The organism is Liquorilactobacillus ghanensis DSM 18630, from assembly GCF_001435235.1.
Classification (GTDB): Bacteria; Bacillota; Bacilli; order Lactobacillales; family Lactobacillaceae; genus Liquorilactobacillus; species Liquorilactobacillus ghanensis.
Map to the genome: position 1 here is coordinate 114,997 of NZ_AZGB01000001.1, position 22,760 is coordinate 137,756.

Annotated in this window: 19 protein-coding genes; all 19 read right to left on the reverse strand. The window is 38.9% G+C overall.

Annotation, left to right across the window (positions count from 1 at the left end; all coding sequences use genetic code 11):
- Positions 1 to 73: 73 nt before the first annotated feature.
- On the reverse strand, positions 74 to 1,207 hold the full coding sequence (gene dnaJ / locus FC89_RS00560) for a molecular chaperone DnaJ (protein ID WP_057870598.1): 1,134 nt from the start codon (positions 1,205 to 1,207) through the stop codon (positions 74 to 76).
- A 117-nt stretch (positions 1,208 to 1,324) separates the two neighbouring features.
- Positions 1,325 to 3,196 (reverse strand): molecular chaperone DnaK, encoded by a 1,872-nt coding sequence (dnaK, locus tag FC89_RS00565; protein WP_057870599.1) that lies wholly within the window; start codon positions 3,194 to 3,196, stop codon positions 1,325 to 1,327.
- 50 nt (positions 3,197 to 3,246) lie between these two features.
- On the reverse strand, positions 3,247 to 3,885 hold the full coding sequence (grpE, locus tag FC89_RS00570) for a nucleotide exchange factor GrpE (protein ID WP_057870600.1): 639 nt from the start codon (positions 3,883 to 3,885) through the stop codon (positions 3,247 to 3,249).
- Between the two features lie 26 nt (positions 3,886 to 3,911).
- Positions 3,912 to 4,949, reverse strand: coding sequence for a heat-inducible transcriptional repressor HrcA (gene hrcA / locus FC89_RS00575; RefSeq protein ID WP_057870601.1), 1,038 nt, complete (start codon positions 4,947 to 4,949; stop codon positions 3,912 to 3,914).
- 107 nt (positions 4,950 to 5,056) lie between these two features.
- Positions 5,057 to 6,010: a riboflavin biosynthesis protein RibF gene (ribF, locus tag FC89_RS00580; RefSeq protein ID WP_057870602.1), complete on the reverse strand. Its 954-nt coding sequence runs from the start codon at positions 6,008 to 6,010 to the stop codon at positions 5,057 to 5,059.
- Between the two features lie 2 nt (positions 6,011 to 6,012).
- Positions 6,013 to 6,921, reverse strand: a complete 909-nt coding sequence (gene truB, locus FC89_RS00585) for a tRNA pseudouridine(55) synthase TruB (RefSeq protein WP_057870603.1) — start codon at positions 6,919 to 6,921, stop codon at positions 6,013 to 6,015.
- 102 nt (positions 6,922 to 7,023) lie between these two features.
- On the reverse strand, positions 7,024 to 7,383 hold the full coding sequence (gene rbfA / locus FC89_RS00590) for a 30S ribosome-binding factor RbfA (protein ID WP_057870604.1): 360 nt from the start codon (positions 7,381 to 7,383) through the stop codon (positions 7,024 to 7,026).
- Positions 7,384 to 7,412: 29 nt separating this feature from the next.
- Positions 7,413 to 9,695: a translation initiation factor IF-2 gene (infB, locus tag FC89_RS00595; RefSeq protein ID WP_057870605.1), complete on the reverse strand. Its 2,283-nt coding sequence runs from the start codon at positions 9,693 to 9,695 to the stop codon at positions 7,413 to 7,415.
- 43 nt (positions 9,696 to 9,738) lie between these two features.
- Positions 9,739 to 10,050, reverse strand: a complete 312-nt coding sequence (locus tag FC89_RS00600) for a L7Ae/L30e/S12e/Gadd45 family ribosomal protein (RefSeq protein WP_057870606.1) — start codon at positions 10,048 to 10,050, stop codon at positions 9,739 to 9,741.
- Positions 10,034 to 10,342: an RNase P modulator RnpM gene (gene rnpM, locus FC89_RS00605; protein ID WP_057870607.1), complete on the reverse strand. Its 309-nt coding sequence runs from the start codon at positions 10,340 to 10,342 to the stop codon at positions 10,034 to 10,036. The genes FC89_RS00600 and rnpM overlap by 17 nt, the downstream gene beginning before the upstream one ends.
- 13 nt (positions 10,343 to 10,355) lie before the next feature.
- Complete coding sequence (gene nusA / locus FC89_RS00610) at positions 10,356 to 11,444, reverse strand: transcription termination factor NusA (RefSeq protein WP_057870608.1); 1,089 nt, start codon at positions 11,442 to 11,444, stop codon at positions 10,356 to 10,358.
- 24 nt (positions 11,445 to 11,468) lie between these two features.
- A complete protein-coding gene (gene rimP, locus FC89_RS00615; protein ID WP_057870609.1) occupies positions 11,469 to 11,942 on the reverse strand; it encodes a ribosome maturation factor RimP in 474 nt (157 codons plus the stop codon).
- 150 nt (positions 11,943 to 12,092) lie between these two features.
- Entirely contained in the window at positions 12,093 to 16,436 is a 4,344-nt protein-coding gene (locus tag FC89_RS00620) for a PolC-type DNA polymerase III (protein WP_057870610.1), read from the reverse strand.
- A gap of 37 nt (positions 16,437 to 16,473) precedes the next feature.
- A complete protein-coding gene (locus tag FC89_RS00625) occupies positions 16,474 to 18,219 on the reverse strand; it encodes a proline--tRNA ligase (protein ID WP_057870611.1) in 1,746 nt (581 codons plus the stop codon).
- Positions 18,220 to 18,272: 53 nt separating this feature from the next.
- Positions 18,273 to 19,538 carry an RIP metalloprotease RseP gene (rseP, locus tag FC89_RS00630; RefSeq protein WP_057870612.1) on the reverse strand — a complete coding sequence of 422 codons (1,266 nt, stop codon included), beginning with the start codon at positions 19,536 to 19,538 and terminating at the stop codon, positions 18,273 to 18,275.
- 46 nt (positions 19,539 to 19,584) lie between these two features.
- A complete protein-coding gene (locus tag FC89_RS00635; protein ID WP_057870613.1) occupies positions 19,585 to 20,370 on the reverse strand; it encodes a phosphatidate cytidylyltransferase in 786 nt (261 codons plus the stop codon).
- 7 nt (positions 20,371 to 20,377) lie between these two features.
- Positions 20,378 to 21,151, reverse strand: coding sequence for an isoprenyl transferase (locus FC89_RS00640; RefSeq protein WP_057870614.1), 774 nt, complete (start codon positions 21,149 to 21,151; stop codon positions 20,378 to 20,380).
- Positions 21,152 to 21,281: 130 nt separating this feature from the next.
- Positions 21,282 to 21,845 carry a ribosome recycling factor gene (frr, locus tag FC89_RS00645; RefSeq protein WP_057870615.1) on the reverse strand — a complete coding sequence of 188 codons (564 nt, stop codon included), beginning with the start codon at positions 21,843 to 21,845 and terminating at the stop codon, positions 21,282 to 21,284.
- 2 nt (positions 21,846 to 21,847) lie between these two features.
- Positions 21,848 to 22,570: a UMP kinase gene (gene pyrH, locus FC89_RS00650; protein ID WP_057870616.1), complete on the reverse strand. Its 723-nt coding sequence runs from the start codon at positions 22,568 to 22,570 to the stop codon at positions 21,848 to 21,850.
- Between the last annotated feature and the right edge of the window lie 190 nt (positions 22,571 to 22,760).

The window sequence follows — 22,760 nt, forward strand, 5'->3', positions numbered from 1 at the left end:
CAATCAAATTCATTGCTTTTGCCGCTTAACTCAGAGGTTAAAATCAACCTAGATTACACTTTTTTCAAAACTACTAGCGTTTATTACGCTTTTTAAAACGTTCAAAAATCGATGTTTCACCACTAACGTTTTCTCCGCTAGCTGCTGCAAAATCTTTCAAAGCTGCCCTTTGCCGAGCATTTAAACTCTTAGGAGTAACCACTTCAACAGTAACTTCCTCATCGCCTCTTGTTTGACTGCGCAAATGCGGGGCACCTTTACCACGTAATCTAAATGTTGTCCCAGACTGAGTCCCCGCTGGAATTTTCAATTTAACATCACCATGAACTGTTTTAACATCAACTTCGTCACCCAAAGCTGCTTGAACAAAACTAATCGGCTGGGTGAAGTAAATTTGCGCTCCGTCACGTTTGAAAATTTTGCTGGGTTTAACCCGAAAGACAATATATAAATCCCCGTAAGGACCACCATTAGCACCGGCTTCGCCTTGACCCTGCAACCGCATTTGATTGCCATCTTCAACACCAGCTGGGATTGAAACTTCAACTTCATGTTTTTCTTGAATCTTGCCGCTGCCATGACAATCAGGACACTTTTCCTTAATAATTTTCCCGGTTCCACCGCAGACATTACACTCTGTTTCATGGACAATTCGACCCAATGGTGTATTTTGTGCCTGCCGCACAACTCCGCTGCCATGACAATTCTGACAAGTATCTGGTGTTGTCCCTGGTTTTGCTCCACTGCCGCCGCATGTCTTACACAATGCTTCTCGCGTATATTGAATGCTCGTTTTCTTACCAAAAACAGCTTCTTCAAAGGTCAAAGTCATATTATACTGCAAATCATGACCTTGTCGCGGTTGATTGCGTGAACGTGAAGTTGATCCGCCACCAAAAAATGAAGAAAAAATATCTTCAAAGCCGCCTGAAAAGTCACCGAAATCAGCATTTTGGAAACCACCAAAGCCTTGAGGTCCACCATTGCCACCAGTTGAACCATATTGATCGAATTGCGCTTTCTTTTGTGGATTACTCAAAATTTCATATGCTTCATTGATTTCTTTGAATTTTTTTTCAGCACCCGGGGCCTTATTTAAATCAGGATGATACTTTTTAGATAACCGCCGATAGGCTTTTTTAATTTCCGCAGCAGAGGCATCCCGCGAAACACCAAGAACTTCATAAGGATCTCTATTTTCTGCCATGTTTTCCCTCCATTTATCAACTGTTTTCTTCAACAGCGTAACATAAGCAGCGCGATAAAAAAAGTCAAAGTCCCGCAGGTCTTTGACTTTCTGCTACTTTTTTAGTAATAGCAACAATTACTTCTTGTCATCGTCCGGGTTAACTTCTTTAAAGTCGCCTTCAACGGTGGTATCGTCATCTTTTCCTTTGCTGTCACCTTTTTTGGCATCTGTGTCAGCACCGGCTGCTTGACCATTAGCCTGTTTGTTCTGCTCTTGAGCCTGTTGATATAGTTTAACTGACATTTCTTGAACTAATTTTGTCAATTCATCTTTCTTAGTCTTCATATCTTCAACATTATTAGCTTCTTGAGCTTTCTTCAAGGCATCCCGCGCAGCTTCTGCCTTCTTGATTTCATCGTCTGAAACTTTGCCTTTGACATCCTTCAAAGTCTTTTCAGAGCTGAACAGCAGTTGGTCAACCTCATTTTTCAGATCGACTTCTTCTTTACGCTTCTTGTCAGCTTCTTCATTTTCTTTAGCTTCTTTTACCATTCGTTCAATTTCGTCATCTGACAAACCGGATGAACTCTTGATAGTAATCTTTTGTTCCTTGTTAGTTCCCAAATCTTTTGCTGAAACATTAACAATTCCGTTTTTATCAATATCGAACTTAACTTCAATCTGTGGAACTCCTCTTGGAGCAGCTGGAATGTCGGTCAATTGGAAACGACCTAACGTTTTGTTATCAGCTGCCATTGGCCGTTCACCTTGTAAAACATGGATATCAACTGCCGGCTGATTATCAGCTGCCGTTGAGAATACTTGCGATTTGCTAGTCGGAATGGTTGTATTACGGTCAATTAATTTAGTGAAGACGCCACCCATGGTTTCAATTCCCAATGACAATGGGGTAACATCCAATAAAACAACATCTTTAACATCACCAGTAATAACACCGCCTTGAACTGCAGCACCTAAAGCAACAGCTTCATCTGGGTTAACTGATTTATTTGGTTCATGGTTTGTTTCAGCTTTAACAGCTTCTTGAACAGCTGGAATACGAGTTGAACCACCGACTAAAATTACTTCATCAATATCAGAATTTGATAAACCAGCATCTTTTAACGCATTACGTACCGGTACTTTTGTCCGTTCAACCAAATCAGCAGTCAATTCATCAAACTTGGCACGTGTTAAAGCCTTTTCCAAATGAAGTGGTCCGTTAGCACCCGCACTAATAAATGGTAAACTAATCTGAGCACTAGTTACACCAGATAAATCTTTCTTAGCTTTTTCGGCTGCATCTTTCAAACGCTGCATTGCCATCTTATCAGTTGACAAATCAACACCATTTTCCTGCTTAAATTCAGAAATCAGCCAATCCATGATCTTCTTATCAAAATCGTCGCCACCAAGGTGAGTATCACCATTAGTTGACAAAACTTCAAAAACACCATCGCCTAATTCAAGGATTGAAACATCAAATGTTCCACCGCCAAGGTCAAAAACAAGAATCTTTTCATCTTTATCTAGTTTGTCCAACCCATAAGCCAAAGCTGCTGCTGTCGGTTCGTTAACAATTCTTTCAACTTTCAAACCAGCAATCTTACCAGCATCCTTAGTAGCTTGACGCTGACCATCATTAAAGTAAGCAGGTACAGTAATAACTGCCTGGCTGACTTTTTCGCCTAAATAAGATTCTGCATAATCTTTGATATACTGCAAAATCATTGCTGAAATTTCTTGTGGGGTATACTTTTTCCCTTCAACTTCAACTTTGTAATCAGCTTCACCCATGTGACGCTTAATTGATGAAATTGTGTTTGGATTGGTAATTGCCTGACGCTTTGCTACTTCACCAACTTGTGTTTCACCATTTTTAAATGAAACAACTGACGGTGTTGTCCGATTTCCTTCAGGATTAGTAATAATTTTAGCTTCTTTTCCTTCAAGAACAGCCACTGCAGAGTTAGTTGTTCCCAAGTCAATTCCAATGATTTTTGACATAAACTTCAACCTCTTTTTTAGATTCCTTTTTTATAATAAACGTAATTGAACTACTGTGCAACGACTACCATTGCTGGCCGCAAAACGCGATCTTTTAACAAGTAACCATCTTGGAAGACTTCAACCACTGTTTCAGCAGTCTGATCTTTCTCAACCGGTACTGTTTTAACTGCTTGATGGAAAGTCGGATCAAAAGGTTTGCCCAAAGCATCGATCCGCGTGATGTGGTTATCTTTCAAAGCTTTCTCCATATCACGATAAACCATTTCAACACCGTGCTTCAACTGTACAGCAGCTTCATCAGTCGCTTCAATCTTTAAAGCTCGTGATAAATTATCCAGCACCGGCAAAACATCGCGCGCTAATGATTGACCATCATACTTTAACAGTTGTTCTTGTTCCTTCTTGAAACGTTTATGCATATTGGCCATTTCCGCTTCAGCTCGGTAATATTTGTCTTCTAGTTCACTGTACTTTTGCTGAAGTTGTTGCAATTGTTCTGCCGTTTCAGCTGTTTTCTTCGCTGAATTCTCTTTCTTAGCCGTTTTAGCAGCTACTTTTTGTTTTGATTTATCAGCTTTAGCCGTATCTCCTGTTTCCGCTGTCGACTTATCAGCTTTGGCAGTTGTTTTCTCACTTTGATCAACAGTTGCTTTCTTTTTACTAAGATCACTTTCTTTTTCTGGCAAGTGAACACCCCTTCTCTAATCTCTAATTAATCATAGAAATCATAATAATCAAGCATTTTACGCGCCAATTCAACGCGAAAGACATCTAACAGACCTATCATCTTTGAATAAGGCATGTTAGTCGGTCCTAACAACGCAATCAATCCACGCCCATGTTGCTCAACATCATAGGTAGCTGATATTAAGCTGTAATTTTGCAACGAACGGTCTTCCAACTCATCGCCTAATCTAACCTGAATAGCTTGATCGTCATCATTGCTGCCGACCAAATTACTAATATCATCAGAATGATCAATTAGTGAATATAAAGCTTTAATTTGCTCAATATTGCCATTCTCAACAAAATTAAGTAGATTAAGCTTGCCGCCGACATAAAACTGATCGTGAGCAGTCTGGTTTAAAACCCGACCAAAAACATTTAAAAAACCTAGTGGCTGTTGTACGTAATGCAACAACAATGGTACGCTGTCACGCAGCTTTTCAACAACTTGATCCAGCGGTAATCCTACGACTCTTTCATTAATAATCCGCACGATCGATTCCAGTTCTTCACCTGTAATCTGTTTGGGCAAATTAAATAATTGACTCTCAACACCGCCATCACTGGTAATTAGCAGTACCATCACTTGCTGATTACGCAATGGCATAACTTTAAATCCCTGCAGACGAATATTTTGGCCTTCAGGTTTAAAAGTAATTGCCGTATAATGGGTCATTTCTGACAAGATCCTTGCTGACTCTGCCACCAACTCATCAATCTTGAAAAATTGGTTATTAAGTGAATTGCGCACACTATCAACAACTGCTGGATTTGCCACAGTCGGCTTAACCAAGTTGTCAACATAATACCGGTAGCCCTTAAGCGAAGGAATTCTACCGGATGAAGAATGCTCCTTGACAAGATAACCCTTTTTTTCTAAGACTGCCATTTCATTGCGAATCGTAGCCGAGCTGACATGAACCGGTAATTGCTGTTCTAAAGACTTGGAACCAACTGGACGCTGTGCCTCAGCATAATCCTGAATTATCGCCTCAAGAATCAGTAACTGTCTTTCCGTTAGCATGATTATCACCTCGATTAGCACTTAGCCTCTTAGAGTGCTAAGTCAATTATTAATATACAAGAAAAAAGCTGATAAGTCAAGAATGACATCTCTACCAGCTAAAAAAATCATTTTTTATTTTTTTTGGCAATAAAGTAAGCTATTGTCTGCTGCTTGTCAGCTTTTAACTGTTCCACCAGAGCTGCCGCACCAGTAAATTTAACTTGATCTCTTAATTTTTCATACCAGTAAACCGTAACTTGCTGACCATAAACCATTTGCGCAAAATCAAATAAATTAATTTCCACCGTAATTTGTCGATTACTGCCAAAAGTTTCGTTGCGACCAATTGAAGCCATTCCTTGATATACTTGACCCGCAACTTTAACTTGAACAGCATAAATACCTTCAGCTAAGATACGTTCATCGTTCGGAATAGCTAAATTTAAAGTTGGGAAACCCAATTTTCGACCTCGCTGTTCACCATGAACAACCAAGCCACTATTTTGATAAGTGTAACCTAATAACTGATTAGCTGCGGCAATTTCACCTGTATCCAACAAATGCCGAATTGTTGTTGAACTGATTTTTTGATCTTGAAAACGTAAATGCTCGACCGCAATTACATCAAAACGTTTTTGGGCATATCGCGGCAATAGCTGCATATTAGCTATATCATGTTTACCATAAGTATAATCTTTACCAGCAACCACTGCTACAGCATGCAAACCAACCATATACAAGTCAACAAATTCTTGTGGTCCCATCTGCGGCAACTGGCCAGTCAACGGGGCAACATAAGCAATATCAATTCCCATTTGCGCAAAAAGTTCCAGTTTGCGCTGCAGTGTTGTCAAATACTGAATTTTAGCTGCTGGAACTTGTTGAAAAACGATCGCCGGCTGTCGATCTAAAGTCATGATTGCTAAACGGCATCCACGTCTTTTGGCTTCAGCTGCTGCTCGCTGAATCACCAGTTGATGGCCACGATGAACACCATCAAAAAATCCCAAAGCTAAAACAACCTCACCCGCAGGAATCTGCCGCGAATCAAAGGGCTCTTTTAAAAAAATTGTTTTCACTTTCAATTTCCTTCCGTTAAATCAATCATCTGTTCTGGAACATAACATTGATGCTCTAAATGCCAGCGATATACACAACGGCTTTTACCAGCATATACTAATACTAATTTATCAGCTGCATGCGCTGCTTTTAAAAAGGCACCATTTTTAATTCGTTGCCACTCGGATCCTGTCAATTGATAATGCTCAAACTTTTGTAAAGCTGTATCCCAGTCAAAAACAACTTCAGTTAACCGTTGTTGTTTAGCTAGCCGTTCGAGCCGCTGTAAACTAACCGTGTCAGCTAGCTCAAAACCGCCACTTTTTTGCCGTGTCAGCTGTGACATTACAGCCGGTACCCCAAGTTTTCGACCCAAATCAGTTGCTAAAGTACGAATATAAGTTCCCTTACCACAGCCGATCTCAAAGTAGCACTTTTGCTGTCCCTTTTCAGAATCAAAAACTGACTCTTTAGTTTGCTGGAAATATTGAACATTAATTTTTCTTTTCGGTCTTTCAACCGGCTGATGAGCACGAGCATAATCATACAAGCGGCGACCGTTTACCTTGACAGCCGAATACAATGGTGGAATTTGAATTTGCTCACCAGTCAAAAGCTGCATTTTTTCAGAAATTGCTGCAGCGGAAAAAGGCTGCCGTAAATGTTTAGCTGCGATTATCTCGCCGTCCAAATCTTCAGTTGTAGTTGCAAATCCTAAAGTTATTTCACCAGTATATACTTTACCCGAGTCCATCAAATAGTTAACTACTTTAGTCGCTTTACCGACACAAAGCAGCAGTACTCCATCCACATTCGGATCAAGTGTCCCACTATGACCAACACGTTTTGTTCTTAAAATCCCCCGGCAGCGGCGTACACAATCACTGCTTGTCATTCCCTTTGGTTTATATAAAGGAATTATTCCATCCATCTTGCTGTATCCTCACCGTCTATCAAAATCAATCCTTTTAGTACAAATACCGATTGATTATCTTAAATCAGTCGGTATTTGTCTATTATCCAATTATACCAGCTACTGCTGATCTTCATTTTCAATTTGGTTCAAAAGACGATCAATCTTATCGCCATATTGAACTGAACGATCACGTTCAAAATGAATTTCCGGAGTAACGTAAATGCTCAAACGCGATCCCAACTCACGGCGAATCAGGCCGGTTGCTTTATCTAAACCAATCTGTGTTTTTTCTCCTGCCGAAGCTTTATCGGATAAAATACTGTAGTAAATCGTAGCGTGCTGTAAATCACCGGTAACATCAACTCCAGTAACGGTAATTCCTTGAACTCGCGGATCACGAACCCGCTTCATTAAAATATCATTAACTTCTCGTTGAATTTCTTGGGCAAGACGTCCTACCCGATAACTACGTACCAAAGCCGTCCCATCTCCTTTACCCTTAAATCTTATTTAGCTGGAACTTCTTGCATAATATAGGCTTCAACTTGATCGCCAACTTTAATATCATTATAGTTTTCAATCATCAAACCACATTCAAAGCCCTGTTTAACTTCTTTAGCATCATCTTTAAAACGCTTCAAACTAGCCAATTTACCTTCATAAATTACGATTCCGTCACGAATCAACCGAACTCCACTATCACGTTGAATAAAGCCATCAGTTACATAACCGCCACCGATCGTGCCTAATTTTGAAACTTTATAGGTCTGCCGAATTTCAACCTGACCAGTAATCTTCTCTTTATAAACTGGTTCCAGCATCCCTTTCATTGCCGTCTCAACCTGATCAATTGCTTGATAAATAACATTGTGCAACCGGATATCTACATTATCCGCATCAGCCTGTGATTTAGCTTGCGCTGTTGGCCGCACATTAAAGCCGATAATAATCGCATTTGATGCTTCGGCTAAAGTAACATCACTTTCATTAATTGCTCCTGCTGCTTGATGAATAATGTTGACCCGCACGCCTTCAACATTAATTTTTTGCAGACTATTAGCCAAAGCTTCTACTGATCCTTGAACATCCGCTTTGATAATAATATTAACCTCTTTTAATTCGCCTTCCTTGAGCGAATCAAACAAATTATCCAAGGTTACATGTGGCGTATGACTTCTTTCTTTGATCAAAGCTCGCTTAGCACGTTCTTCTCCAGCTGCCCGCGCTGATTTTTCATCTGCAAATACAACAAAACGATCACCTGAATCAGGTACTTCGTTCAACCCAGTAATTTCAACCGGAGTTGCTGGCAATGCTTTTTTAATCTGCTGACCCTTATCATTAATCATTGTTCGTACACGACCAAACGTATTGCCAACAACAATCGGATCGCCAACATGCAACGTACCTTGCTGAACCAATAAAGTAGCGACTGCACCTTTACCTTTATCAAGTCGAGCTTCAATAACTGATCCGGCACCATGCTGCTTCGGATTAGCGCGCAACTCAAGCATTTCAGCTTCTAACAAAATCATTTCTAATAATTCATCAAGATTTTTGCCGAATTTAGCAGAAATCTCAACAAAAATTGTATCTCCACCCCAAGCTTCAGAAACTAATCCATATTCAGTCAATTCTTCCATTACATGATTTGGATTGGCACCTGGCTTATCAATTTTGTTAATTGCAACAATAATCGGAACACTTGCTGCTTTAGCATGATTAATTGCTTCAATTGTCTGTGGCATCACACCGTCATCAGCTGCAACAACTAAAACAGTAATATCGGTAATATCAGCACCACGAGCTCGCATATTAGTGAAAGCCGCATGGCCAGGAGTATCCAAAAAAGTGATCGTTTTGCCATCATGTTTAACCTGATAAGCACCGATATGCTGAGTAATTCCACCGGCCTCACCGGCAGTAACGTGTGTATGACGCAATTTATCCAACAAAGTAGTTTTCCCATGGTCAACATGTCCCATAATTGTAACTACCGGTGGACGTGGAACTAAATGCTTTTTATTATCATTTTCTTCTTCAAAAAACTTATCAATATCAGCAATATCAACTTCAACTTTTTCTTCGGCAGCAATTCCATATTCTTTTGCTAAAATTTCAATTGTATCTTTATCAAGTGCTTGGTTTTGATTAACCATTACTCCGCGCATAAAAAGTTTTTTAATAATTTCAGCTGGCTCGCGATGAATTTTTTTAGCAATTTCGGCGACATTTATCCCAACTGTATAGATTAGTTTTTCTGGTAACGGCTTGTTCTTACGTGGTGGAACAGCCGGTTTGTTGCTAACTTGTCGACGACTATTCCGCCGGTTTTTCCGTTTCTTCTTGTTAAAATTATTGCTATACCGGTTTTGACCAAAACTATGTTGATTATTGCGACTTTGATTGCTGTGGTTATTTTGATAATTACCAGTCGTTCTCGTCGTTGTTTGTTGATTGTTTCTTGAATTGTTGGTCGTCTTATTGGTATTAACCGGTTTAGCTGCTACCGATTTTTGAACGTGCTGTGATTCATGTTTTGCTTGTTGCACAGCTGGTTTAACCGGTTTAGCCGACCTAACTTTCTTCTCATTTACAGTCTTTTTAGCTGATTGGGCAGTTTTATTTTTATTTGGTCGCAAACTTTCTCGCAATTGACGTTCCTCATTTTCTCCTAAAGTCGACATATGGTTGCGAACTGAAAAGCCGCGTTCTTTAGCTGCCGCGATTACTTCTTTACTGCTGATATTCAATTCTTTTGCTAATTGATAAATTCTTTTTTTCCCCATAGATTCACTCTCCAATCTCTGATCTAATGGTAATTATTAAATATTATAATTGTAATAATTGACTTAGTTTCCTTGCAAAGCCAGCATCCGTCACAGCAATTACTGAACGACTGCTGCCGATTGCCGCGCTTAATTCAGCCCGCGTAAATGAATCATCCAGCTTTACGTGGTAAAAACGGCATTTATCCGAAAACTTCTTTTTCGTTGCCGGTGCAACATCCGCAGCCAATAGAACTACTGAAACTTCCTGCTGACGGATTTTTGCCAAAGCCGTTGCTTCACCTGTTGCTAATTTACCAGCCCGACGAGCTAAACCTAAAAACTGCAAAGTCTGCTGCTTAACTTTTTGATTCATTGCCAAAAAGTTCTCTGCGAGCTACTTGATGATCAACATAAGCAATTAATTCGTCATAAAAATCGTCAGCAATTTTAATCTCAAAAACTCGGTCAAAAGTGCGGTCTGCTTTGGCTTGCTTAGCAATTGCAACATCTAAGCTAACATATGCTCCGCGTCCAGCTTTTTTTCCACTAGGATCAATACTGACTTCATTTTCTTTATTTTTTACAATTCGAACTAATTCTTTTTTGGGTTTCATCTCGCCAGAAACAATATCTTTTCTCATCGGAATTTTTCTTTGGCGTGCCATTTTAATTCCTCCTCTAATTGTTTTTTGATGAAGGAACGGTTGAATCGGTTGCTTGATCCACTAATTCATGATACTCGCTTTCGGACTTAATATCGATCTTATAGCCCGTCAATTTGGCAGCTAAGCGGGCATTTTGCCCCCGCTTACCAATTGCCAATGATAATTGATCATCTGGAACAACCACGGTGCAAATCCGTTCATTTTGCTGATCAAAAATAACTTCAACCACATCAGCAGGTTTCAAAGCATTGCCGATAAATTCTGCTGGATCACTTTGCCATTCGACAATATCCATGTTTTCGCCCTTTAATTCATTAACAATTGCTTGAACTCGCTCACCACGTGGACCAACGCAAGTTCCAACCGGATCGACCCCGTCTTTAGTTGAACGAACTGCAACTTTAGCCCGATCACCTGCTTCACGTGCAATTGAAACAATTTCAACAGTTCCATCAAAGACTTCTGGAATTTCTTGTTCAAATAAGCGTTTCAACAGGTCTGGATGGGACCGGCTAACAAAAACTTGTGGTCCCTTGGCACTATTTTCAACCTGATAAATATAAACTTTAATACGATCATGCGGATGATATTCTTCACCTGGGATCTGATCTTGGTGAGACAAAACAGCTTCAACTTTGCCAAGGTTAACATAAACATAACGGTGATCGATTCGTTCAACTTCACCGGTAACAATTTCTTTTTCATACTGAATATACTCATCATAAATAATGCTGCGTTCAGCTTCACGGACCCGCTGCATAATTACCTGTTTAGCTGTTTGGGCTGCGATTCGGCCAAAATTTTGTGGGGTAACTTCGAATTTGATTTGATCACCAATTTCATAGGCCCGATTAATTTTAACAGCATCCTCTAAACTAATTTCCAGTTGTGAGTCAAAAACTTCCTCAACTACTTCCTTAACCGCAAAAACATGAATATCTCCAGCTACTTTATCGAATTGCACTTCAACATTGTGCGACTGACCATAATTCCGTTTATAAGCTGAAACCAAAGCTGCTTCCAACGCCTCAATAACTACTTCTTTTTTAACACCTTTTTCCTTCTCTAACGCATTCAACGCTTCGACTAATTCTTTACTCATGATCTAAACTCCTTAAAGTTCTAATTAAAATTTAATTGCCAAGCGCGTCTTAGCAATTTGTTTTCTTGGAATTTTCAATTTTAACTGACGTTGTTTCTGCATAATTGCCAAAACCAGATAGTCTGATGTTATTTCAATCAGATCACCCTCATAAACTTTTCGACCATCAAGTGGCTGATACAATGAAACATGAATATATTTATTTAATGATCGTTGTAGATCACGTTCAGTTTTTAATGGTCTCTCTGCTCCTGGAGAAGATACTTCCAAGTAGTAAGCTTGCGGAATCAAATCAGGATCTTGGGCATCTAATTTTTCGCTCAAAATATCACTGATCAAGGCACATTCTTCAATATTAATACCACCGATTTTATCAATAAAAACTCTTAAATACCAGCTTTTTCCTTCTTTGACAAATTCAAGATCAACCAGTTCAAAATGGTGTTCTGCTAGAATCGGCTCTACTAAGTCCGTTACTTTTTCAACAACACTGCTCACTCGTCACCCTCCTAACTAATTCATCCTAATAATTTAACTAGCTTGTTGCAATAAAAAGAGCGAGCATTGCTGCTCACTCTCAACGAGTTTTTAATTAACAAAACAACTATACCATAATAACAGCTAACTTACAAACCTTTATCCGGCTATTTAAAATAATGAATCGAATAAACTTAGCTGATTTTCTTCTGGCAAACCATCCAAAACATGATTGACTGACATAAAATCAATTAAAGTTTTAGATACTTTCCCGCGACGTGCTAAATCTTCTTTAGAAAGAAATGGTTTTTCTGCTCGCGCTGCTACAATTTGTTTAGCAACATTGGTACCTAAACTAGGAATTGCATTAAAAGGCGCAATCAGATCATCGCCATCGATCAACCAATTAGAAACTGATGAACGATTTAAATCAACCATTTTAAATTGATATCCTCGTTCCAACATCTCATTAGCCAGCTCCAATACGGTCAAAAGATTCTTTTCCTTAGTACTGGCATCCATTCCTTTAGCATTGATTTCTTGAATAGCCGCTTTAACGGTTTCTTTTCCATTTGTCATTGCTACCAAGTCAAAATCATCAGCTCGAACACTAAAGTATGCCGCATAGTATACTAATGGGAAATAAACTTTAAAATAAGCGATCCGCAACGCCATTAAAACATATGCTGCTGCATGAGCCTTAGGAAACATATACTTAATCTTCAGGCAAGCATTGATATACCATTCGGGAACTTTTGCCTGACGCATATCCGCTTGCCAGTCATCTGGAATTCCACGTCCCTTACGAACATGTTCCATAATTTTAAAAGCCCGGTCAGCTTCAACACCCATATGAATTAAATCCATCATAATATCATCACGACAGCCAATAACTTCTGGCATTGTAACTGTACCATTTTTTATTAATTCTTCAGCATTGCCCAACCAAACATCAGTTCCATGAGATAAACCAGAAATCTTCAGTAATTCAGCAAAAGTTTTTGGTTTAGTTTCCTCTAGCATCCCACGAACAAATCGTGTCCCAAATTCTGGAATCCCTAAAGTTCCAGTCTTGGAACCAATTTGTTCAGGAGTTACTCCCAAAACATCAGTTCCAGAAAATAACGCCATTACTCCCGGATCAGCTGGTGGAATCGACTTAGGATCAACGCCAGATAAATCTTGCAGCATTCTGATCATCATTGGATCATCATGTCCTAAAATATCTAGTTTCAAGATATTATCATGAATCGAATGAAAATCAAAGTGGGTAGTCTTCCACGCAGCGGTTAAATCATTGGCTGGATATTGAATGGGCGTAAAATCAAAAATATCCATATAATCCGGTACAACTACAATTCCAGCCGGATGTTGACCGGTTGTTCGTTTAACCCCGGTAGCTCCTTTAGCGAGCCGATCAACTTCTGCATTACGCAAATTTTGTTCGGTATCACGTTCATAAGCTTTAACATAACCATAAGCAGTTTTATCAGCCACGGTACCGATTGTTCCAGCTCGATAAACATTTTTCTCGCCAAACAGTACTTTGGTATAATTATGTGCAATTGGCTGATAGTCTCCAGAAAAGTTCAAATCAATATCAGGTACTTTATTCCCATAAAAACCCAAAAAAGTTTCAAAAGGAATGTCTTGTCCATCTTTAATCAAAGTTGTTTGACATTTAGGGCACTGCTTTTCTGGTAAATCAAAACCTGATCCGTATTCGCCCTTTTCGAAGAACTGACTCCATTGGCATTTAGGGCAACGATAGTGCGGTGGCAACGGATTTACTTCAGTAATTCCCGTCATCGTCGCTACCAAACTGGAACCGACCGAACCACGCGAACCAACCAAATAACCGTCCTTATTCGATTTAAAAACCAATTTCTGAGCAATCAGATAAATAACCGAAAAACCATTGCCGATAATACTTTTAAGTTCCTTTTTTAACCGCTTTTCAACTATTTCCGGCAGTGGATCACCGTAGAGCTCATGAGCCTTATCCATCGTTAATTTTTTAATTTGATCTTCAGCTCCAGCCATCTTTGGAGTATACAACTTATCCTTGACCGGAGTAATATCGTCAATTTCAGCTGCGATTTTTGCCGGATTATCAATCACAACTTCTTTAGCTGTTTTTTCATCCAAAAAAGAAAAATCATGCAGCATTTCATCAGTAGTTCGAAAATGCGCATCCGGTAATTCTTTCAAACGATTAAGCGGATTAGCTCCACCTTCTGAATGAATTAAAATTTTTCGGTAAATTGCATCTTCCTTATTTAAATAATGAACATCTCCAGTGGCAACTACCGGCAAATGCAATTCATGACCTAAGTCAATTAAATTTTGAATAATTTCCTCAAGATCATGATTATTTTTAACTAATTCTTGTTGCAGCAAAGGCTGATACAATGCTTTAGGCTGAATTTCCAAATAATCATAAAATTGCGCGCGTTTTTTGGCCTCTGCATACCCTTTTTGCATCATGGCTGTAAAAACTTCACCTTGATAGCAGGCTGATCCAACCAGCAAACCTTGCCGATACTTATTCAGCAACGAACGCGGCACTCGCGGTAAGCGATAATAATATTTGATCATTGAAAAAGAAACCAGCTTGAACAAATTTTTTAAACCAGCTTGACTGGTTGCCAAAATCGTTGCATGCGACGGATGTTCATGTTTATAGGCATCACTTTGAGCAACATACTGATTAAACTCATCTTGATATTTGATGTGAAATTGTTTTTCTGCTTCTTTCAGCATTGCAAAATAAATATAGCCAGTTGCTTGAGCATCATAAATTGCTCGATGATGATGTTCCAGTTTAACATTCAGCAATTTAGTCAACTTGTTCAAGCGGAAACTTTTCAATTGCGGATACAGTAACCGAGCTAATGGCAATGTATCGATCCACGGGTTTTTAATTAATGGCAAATTATGCCGCTGATAGCCGGTATTCATAAAATCAACATCAAAAGTGGCATTATGACCGACAATTATACAATCTTGACAAAAATTCTGAAATAGTTTGAAAACTTCAGCTTCACTTTTAGAACCGCGAACCATGTCATCAGTAATACTTGTTAAGTCAATTGTTGTTTTAGAAAGCGGATGACCAGGATCGATAAATTCTTCAAATTGGTCAATCACTGCACCATGCTGCATTTTAACCGCCGATAATTCGATTACTTTATCATAACGAGCTGAAAGGCCAGTCGTTTCAGTATCAAAAACTACATAGACAGCTTCATTAAGATCTTGATGCTGCAGATTATAGGCGATTGGCAGCCCATCATCCACCAGATTAACTTCAACCCCATATAAAATTTTAACACCATATTCTTCACCAGCTGCATGGGCTTCAGGGAATGCCTGCAGATCACTATGATCAGTAATTGCAATTGCCTTTTGTCCCCATTCAGCAGCCGTTTTTACATAATCAGTAATGCTGTTAGTAGCATCCATGGTGCTCATGTTACTGTGCAGATGCAATTCAATTCGTTTTTGATCAGCAGGTGCTTGATCAATTCGTTTTTGATGTGTAACTTGATTGATATCATATGCATTAATAACCAGATCACGCAAAAAATTATCTTCTTGAACATTTCCGCGAACTTTGACCCATTGTCCCTCGGCCAAAGCTGCAAACCCAGCTTCATCTTCATCATTACGCGAGAATTTTTTTACCACCATTGATGAACTGTAATCAGTAATTTTTAAAATCAATAGTTGCCGTGACGATCTAAGCGTTCGAATCTCTTTATCAAAAATATATCCCTGAACCGTTACCGATTTTTCTTCTTCAGTGATTCCCACTAACTGGCGTAAATTTTGTTGGTCGATTTTTTTGCCTAAAATCACTTTACCTTGTTCCATAATCGGTTGCGCAGCCGGGCCCTTCTTGACCGTTTGATTCTTTTGCTGAATTGCTGCAAGTGCTTTTTGCGCTAATTGTTCATCTGACTTACCCTGCTGTTGTTTAAATTGGTCAATCTTTTCTTGCGATTTAGATTGGTCAATCATGGTATGGATTGCAAATTTTGGAAAACCTAACTGACAATAACCATCTTCAATTGGTCCTAAAGCCTGATTAACCAAAAAATGCTTGATAATTTCATTATCAGCTAATAATAATACCCGTTGATCTTTTAAATACGGTAAATTATTATTGAATAATTCGTGTAACAATGGTGACTTAACACCAGAATGTTCAACAACCCATGACCAATAATCGCCTAAAAGTCGATCAGTTAATTCAGCAGATGAAACTGATTTAAAAGAAATTTCAACTTTTGCGATTTGCTTGAAACTTTGCTGCAGACGCTGCTCGAATTCTTGAAAAAGCTGAAACGGCCAAATTTCTGGACTAGCCAACCAAAAATCCCATTTAGCAGATTTTTGATGGATCTCCACCTTTTCAATTGCCGTTTTTGCCAGCAAATCCTTTGCGCTTTCTGGATGCCATTTCAATTGATCTAACAGTTTAGCAAATAAAAAATATCGATCATTTTCCAAAAAATAACATCCTTTCTATCAGCATTATCATGTTATATTATTTTTGATGTTCCAGATTTTCTTCTTTAACAGCCGTTTTAATTAGAATTGCCAGCGTACTGATCAATTCGTCCTGACGAACTTCAACGTTTTCACCACTACGGCGGATTTTAATCTCAACTACCCCATCAGCAGCCTTTTTGCCAACTGTGATTCGAACCGGCAGACCCATTAAATCTGCATCAGCAAACTTTACTCCGGCCCGTTCACGCCGATCATCCAATAAAACTTGATAGCCGGCTGCTTCTAAATTCTTTGTGATCGTAGTTGCTAAAGAACGCTGAGCCTCATTTTTTATATTAACCGGCACAACATGAACATCAAAAGGTGCAATGCTGCGCGGCCAGATAATTCCATTTTCATCACAGTTTTGTTCAATAATTGCTGAAAGCAACCGAGAAACACCTATTCCATAACAACCCATAATCACTGGCTGTTGGCGACCGTTTTCATCTAAAACTGAAGCTCCCAACGTTTTAGAATAACGAGTCCCTAATTTAAAAATATGCCCAATTTCTATTCCACGGGTAAATTTAAGCTTGCCCTGACCATCTGGTGCCATTTCACCTTCTTTAACCAATCGCAAATCCGCAAATTCATCAACGCGATAATCGCGTTTTAAATTGGCATTAAGGTAATGGAAACCATTCTCATTCGCTCCGGCAACTGCATTTTGCATTTTTTCAACATCCAAGTCAGCCAAAATTTTTATTTTAGCAGCCTCACCAGACAAATTTACTGGACCTAATGAACCAAAATCAGCCCCTAATAATTTCTCAGCCTCAATTTTAGTTGCCGGCCGCAAATTATCAGCATGCAGATAATTGGTTAATTTAACTTCATTTAATTCGTCAGTTCCACGCAATAGGACTAGTAATGGCTGCTCATCAGCATAAAAAAGCAGGGTCTTAATAACCCGTTGTGGTTCAACTTTTAACAACTTGGCAACCTCAGTGACCGAGTGTGCCTCAGGTGTTGCTGTTTTACTCAGATCTGCCAAAGATTCATGAACCTGCTGTTCACTGCGACGACTTTGAGCCATCTCAATGTTGGCAGCATAATCACTTTTATCAGAATAAACGATTGTATCTTCACCAACTTCTGCAATCGCCATATATTCTTTAGAAGCATTGCCGCCCATCGCACCAGCATCAGCGATAATTTCTCGGAAATTCAATCCGCAACGTTCAAAGATTCGCTGATAAGCTGACTCCATTTGATGATAAACCCGATCAAGGCTGGCTTCATTAGCATGAAAAGAGTAAGCGTCAAACATTAAAAATTCCCGACCACGTAATAACCCATAACGTGGCCGATTTTCATCACGATACTTCATCTGAATCTGATAAAGTGTCAATGGCAGTTTTTTATAGGATTTAACAGCATCACGAATAATGGCCGTAAAAGTTTCCTCGTGCGTCGGTCCTAATAAAAAGTCGCGTTCATGACGGTCTTTTAGTTTGAACATTGCTGGCCCATAAGTTGCATAACGACCGGATTCTTGCCATAACTCGGCTGGAATCACTGCTGGAACAAGCATTTCAACAGCATCGATTTGTTCCATTTCTTCACGGATAATCCGTTGAATATTCTGCAAAACGCGAAAAGCCAATGGCAAATAAGCATACATGCCAGCAGTAATCTGTTTAATGTAGCCAGCACGCAGCATCATCTTATGACTTAATGCCTCAGCATCACTAGGTACTTCCTTAATTGTTGGGATCAACATGGTTGATTGTTTCATAACAAATAACTCCCCTTAGAATAGTTCATAATATTTATAACATTATCTTCAATTTAAAAAAAGTAGCGTTGAATGTCATTCCAAGTAACTAACAACATTAACAGCATTAAAAAGCCAAAACCGATTAGTGTTAAAACACCCTCTTTTTCTGGAGAAAGCGGTTTGCGCCGAATGGCTTCTAAAATATTCAGTAACAGCTTTCCACCGTCCAATGCCGGGATTGGAAACAAATTAACAATTCCCAAATTTAGCGATAGAAAAGCCAACAAATTGATAACACTAACGATTCCATATTTGGCAGCTTGCGAAGTATATGAATAAATTGCAACCGGGCCTCCCAAATCATTCAAACTAAAGCCATGAAACATTGATTTGATAGCATTTAATAACTGAAGTGTCATACTCCAAGTCTCAGTAAAACCGTAAGTCGCAATTGCTGCAAATGAATGATCTTGACTAGCTTGAATTCCAATTACTCCAACTCTTTTTCCATTCTGTTTAACAGCTTTAGGCGTTATCCAAATCTTCTTTTGTTGCTGGTGACGTTGAATCACAAATAAAGTTTTTTTACCCGGAATTTTATTAATCTGCGTCGCCAGTTCCTGCCAACTATTGGTTTTATGGTGATTAACTGCAATAATTCGATCACCAGTTTTTACCCCCGCCTGCTGAGCAGCAGAGTTTTCAGTAAAAGCACCAATTTGATTATTAGTTTGATAGACACCGCCTTGCAGCAAAGCAACTAAACCAAATGCGATAATCGCTAAGAAAAAATTATTCATCGGCCCAGCAAAATTTGTTAACATTCTTTGCCAAAGTTTTGCCGACTGGAATTGAACATCACGCGGAGCAATTCTAACCTTTGTTCCATCTTCTTCAATGATTGAAGCATTATGTGCCACGTGATAACGTTTCAAAACTGACTCATCGCCATTTTCATAGCCTTCAATCCAAAGCTCATCCGTTAAATCCCAGTGATTTACCTGCAACGGAATACCGTTGAATAATAATTTTTTTTGACTTGTATTAATTACTGATGCCTGTCCAGATTTATCCAGCTGCAAATTAATCAGTTGACCGGGCTTGAGTGTATCCTCATCATCCTCTAATCCGGCCATTCGCACATAACCGCCTAATGGTAAAATTCGCAAAGTGTAGGTCGTTGTTGCCGTTTCGTGCGCAAATATTTTAGGACCCATGCCAATTGAAAACTCACGTACTAAAATTCCAGCTCTTTTTGCAAAAAAGAAATGGCCAAATTCATGAACCAAAACTAAAATTCCAAATACGATAATAAATGTCAAAATCGTAATAATCAAGCTGTTTTCCCTCCTTTGCCAACCAAAAGCTGCAAGCTTATAATAATTAAATCAGCCCGATAAAATGTGCAAATGGCAATACGAACAGTAATGAATCAAAACGATCTAAAATTCCACCATGTCCCGGTAGGATTCTGCCAGAATCCTTTACACCATAAAAGCGTTTCAATGCTGACTCAACTAAATCGCCGGCTTGACCGATAATTGACAGTAAAATAATTATACCGCAGCTTTCGATCCAGTTCCCAGCTTGCGGCCAAAAGTAGTTAAAAACCAACCCGACAATCAAAGCTGCCACGGTCCCACCAATTGATCCTTCCCAAGTCTTATTAGGGCTGATATGTGGTGACAATTTATGTTTGCCAAACTTGCGGCCAATCATATAAGCCCCACTATCCGTCGTCCAAACAATAAACAACAAGAAGAACAACGTATCAATCCCGGCTTGGCGGGCAGCCATTAAATAATGAAAGCCCAACGAAACAAATAAAGCACCTAAAACCAAGACACCAACATCATCAAATGAAAACCGATTACGCGTCATAACAGTGTATAGCAACAAAATTAAAACAAAAAAATAAAAAATAGTAAATCGAGTGGCGACAGACGGTAAAAAAGCCAACCAATTTTGTGGCACCAGTAAAACAACTGCTGCCAGTCCGCTCAAGATAGCTTCCGGTGAAACTAATAGTTTTTTGCGCATAACTAAAATTTCAGATAAACCAATTAGTCCCAAAATAATAACTAGAAAATCAAAAGCTGTTCCGCCAATTACCGCTAGCGGAATAAAGATTAATAAAGCGATTATGGCAGTAATTACACGTTGTTTCATTTTTAAACTACTCCTTTTTCAAGCCGCCGAAACGTCGGCTGCGATTCTGAAATTCATAAATATTTGCTTTAAGTTCATTTGGTGAGTAATCCGGCCAAAGGACATCAGAAAAAACAAATTCACTATAAGCAATTTGCCAAAGCAGAAAATTTGAAAGTCTTTTTTCCCCACTGGTTCTAATCAATAAATCTGGATTAGCCTGACTCTTCAAAGTTGATGTCATTAAGTTTTTTTCAATCAGCTGATCATCAATTTCAGCAACTGATATTTTTTTTTGCGCAACCATTTCGGCAATTCTTTTAGTCGCAGAAACGATTTCATCTCGGCCACCATAATTAAGCGCAAAATTTAAAATCATTCCCGTATTTTTTTGCGTATCGGCAATGGCCCGCTCAACCGCTGCGAGCGTTTTCGGTGGCAGTGCCGCCAATTCCCCCATCGCTCGAACCCGAATATTATTTGCAATTAAATCCGGCATAAAAATATCAAATGCTGACGAAACCAAATTCATTAAAAAATCAACTTCCGCCCGTGGACGTTTCCAATTTTCCGTTGAAAACGTATATAGCGTTAAAACCTTAACTCCCAAATTACTGGCGGCTTTAGTAACTTCTTTGACTGTTGTTAAAGCAGCTTTATGCCCAGCTGTCCGTGGCAAGTGGCGTTTTTGCGCCCAACGTCCATTGCCATCCATTATAATCGCTATGTGTTGTGGAATCCGCTTCGGATCTAGCTTTATTTGGCTTTTGGCTGAATCTTTTTCAGTTAATTTTGAAAACACAAACACACCTCCAATAAAATTAACATATTATTGAAAAAAGAAACAACGGAAACTATTATCACCGCAAACTGACTTTGTCCCGTTGTTCTTTTCATTATTTAATATGAAAATAGAAAATTTTGCTACCAGCCTAAATATCCAAAATTTCTTTTTCTTTATCAGCTTGGATTTTCTCCACTTCTTTAATTGCAGCATCCGTTACTTTCTGTGCCTGTTCTTCTAAATTATGCAATTCATCTTCTGTTAAATCACCATTTTTTTCTGCTTTTTTCAATTGTTCCATCATATCTCGGCGAATATTGCGCACAGCAACTTTGGCTTTTTCAGCCTCTCCCTTAACTTCTTTGGCTAATTCCTGGCGTCTTTCTTCTGTTAATTGTGGAATTACCAAACGAATTGTACTACCATCATTAGCTGGCGAAATTCCCAAATCTGAAGCTAAAATCGCACGTTCAATTTCTTTTAAAGCTGTTTTATCATATGGCTTAACCAACAAAACCCGTGCTTCTGGAATCGTGATCTGGGCTAATTGGTTCAAAGGTGTCAAAGCTCCATAATATTCAACTTTAATTCGATTCAGTAAACTAGCATTGGCACGACCAGCCCGAATCCCGCCGAGATCACGACGAAATGCCTGTTCCGCTTTTTCCATTCGTTCCTGAGCTTTTTTTATGATCGGATCGTTAATTTTCATATTTATTTTCCTTTCACTGTTGTACCGATTGCTTCTCCTTCAACAACTCTTTTAATATTACCACTCTTATTCATATTGAAAACAACTAACGGAATATCATTATCCATTGACAATGATGAAGCCGTAGTATCCATTACGTTTAAGCCCTTATTAATAATATCTAAGTGAGTCAATTTATCAAATTTAACTGCATGTTCATCTTTTTGTGGATCAGCTGAGTAAATCCCATCAACACCATTTTTTGCCATTAAAATAACATCGGCATTAATTTCTGAAGCTCGCAAAGCAGCTGTTGTATCTGTTGAAAAATAAGGTGATCCAGTTCCAGCAGCAAAAATCACAATTCGACCTTTTTCCAAATGCCGGATAGCTTTCCGACGAATATAAGGTTCTGCAATTTGGCGCATTTCAATCGATGTTTGTACCCTTGTTGGTACGCCAATTGATTCAAGATTATCTTGCAAAGCAAGAGCGTTCATCACCGTCGCCAACATACCAATATAATCAGCTTGTGAACGTTCCATACCCATTTGCGCACCCGATTCGCCACGCCACATGTTGCCACCGCCGACTACAATTGCAATTTCGACTCCCAATTTATAAACTTCTTTAATTTCAGCTGCGACTTTCTTAATCTCGGGCGGATTAATTCCTATTCCCTGATTCCCTGCTAAAGCCTCCCCGCTTAATTTTAAAATAATCCGTTTATACTTGACGTCCGTCATGATGGACCTCCTCTAAAATAATTTCTTGTTTATTATTTGAACACATTTACATTACATTTTACCATAAAATTGGCTAATTTTATATTATAAAATAGTTTTTACATCTTTCACAAAAATTGCAATTTAGAATTAAGCCAATCATAACCACCCGTCAAACGGGTGGTTTGCTCTAGGGCTATAAGCCCTATGT